The sequence below is a fragment of the Idiomarina sp. Sol25 genome, from assembly GCF_033052775.1.
Classification (GTDB): Bacteria; Pseudomonadota; Gammaproteobacteria; order Enterobacterales; family Alteromonadaceae; genus Idiomarina.
The window spans coordinates 1-233 of sequence record NZ_JAUPEW010000252.1; the positions used below are offsets into that span (position 1 = coordinate 1).

At 73.4% G+C, this 233-nt stretch carries 1 protein-coding gene; it reads right to left on the bottom strand.

Translation table 11 applies throughout. The features are described 5' to 3' along the window. Nucleotides 1–233: SDR family NAD(P)-dependent oxidoreductase (locus Q5L94_RS14180; protein ID WP_317498988.1), on the bottom strand; the 233-nt coding region annotated here is incomplete at both ends.

The window sequence follows — 233 nt, forward strand, 5'->3', positions numbered from 1 at the left end:
GAGACCCCCATCCGCGGCGATGGCTTGCCCGGTGACGAAGGCGCCATCGTCGGAGGCGAGAAACAGGGCCACGCGGGCGATGTCCTGCGGCTGGCCCAGGCGCCGCAGCGCCGCCTTCTTGGCCCAGGCCGCCGCGATGTCGGGATTGGCGAAGCTCGCCGCGGTCATGCCGGTGGCGATGGCCCCCGGCAGGATGGCGTTGGCGGTGACGCCGTGCTTGCCCAGCTCGAGGG